The organism is Streptomyces sp. NPDC002130, from assembly GCF_040296465.1.
Taxonomy (GTDB): domain Bacteria; phylum Actinomycetota; class Actinomycetes; order Streptomycetales; family Streptomycetaceae; genus Streptomyces.
Map to the genome: position 1 here is coordinate 1 of NZ_JBEOXI010000939.1, position 1,290 is coordinate 1,290.

At 60.5% G+C, this 1,290-nt stretch carries 1 protein-coding gene; it reads left to right on the forward strand.

Translation table 11 applies throughout. From position 1 onward, the window contains the following. On the forward strand, positions 1 to 1,290 hold a 1,290-nt coding region (locus tag ABT116_RS47185; protein WP_351647536.1), incomplete at both ends, for a DEAD/DEAH box helicase.

Here is a 1,290-nt window from a genome sequence, read left to right on the forward strand (position 1 = left end):
AGTTCGGGCTCCGGTTCGACCTGCTGACGAACCAGTTGATCGACGCCAACATCAATCTCAACGTCTTCGACTCCAATCCGCTGTTGATCGCTCGCATGGACCAACTTTCCCGCAACGAACAGCTGCAGAATCAGCTCGGGGAAACCGAATGGGACCTGGTGATCGTCGACGAGGCGCACCGCATGGGCGCCCACTATTTCGGCGGGAAGTTGAACAAAACCAAAAGGTTCCTGCTCGGTGAAGCACTCGGCGAGATCACTCGTCACCTGTTGTTGATGACCGCGACCCCGCACTCGGGGAAGGAAGAGGACTTTCAACTGTTCCTCACCCTGCTCGACAAAGACCGGTACGAAGGTAAGAACAAAGTCACCGCCGACACCAGCGGCATCATGCGCCGCATGGTCAAAGAAGACCTGCTCACCTTCGAGGGCAAGAAACTCTTTCCCGAGCGCATCGCCGAGACCGTCCCGTACGAGCTGACCTCACTCGAGTACGACCTCTACGAACAAGTCACCACCTATGTCCGCGAAGGGATGAACCGCGCCGAACGCGTCGGCGGGAAACGTAAGAACACCGTCGGGTTCGCCCTTACCGTCCTCCAACGCCGGCTCGCCTCCAGCCCCGAAGCGATCTACAAAAGTCTCGTTCGCCGCACCGAACGACTCGAACGCAAGAAACAAGACATCCTCAACGGCACCTACACCGAGACGGAACCGGGCCTCGATCTGGCGAACCTCGATACCGACGACTACAACGCTGACGAGATCGAAGAATTCGAAGAAGAACTCCTCGACGCCGCAACGGCGGCGCAGACCGTGGAGGAACTCAACACCGAACTGCTCGAACTCGCCGACCTGACACGACTCGCCAAACAAGTCCGCGACGCCGGCACCGACCGCAAGTGGACCGAACTGTCCACGATCTTGCAGGACCATGCCCTCACCACTGACCGCAACGGGCGGCCACGGAAGTTCATCATCTTCACCGAACACCGCGACACCCTCGACTACCTTCAAGCCCGGATCGGCTCCCTGCTCGGTCGCCCTGACACGGTCAAAGCCATCCACGGCGGCGTGCGCCGCGGGGAACGACGACAGATCACCGAAGAGTTCACCAAGAACCACGCCTGCCAGATCCTGCTCGCCACCGACGCCGCCGGCGAAGGCCTCAACCTGCAGGCGGCGCACCTGATGGTCAACTACGACCTGCCGTGGAATCCGAACCGCATCGAGCAACGCTTCGGCCGCATCCATCGCATCGGACAGGAAGAGGTCTGCCGGCTGTGGAACC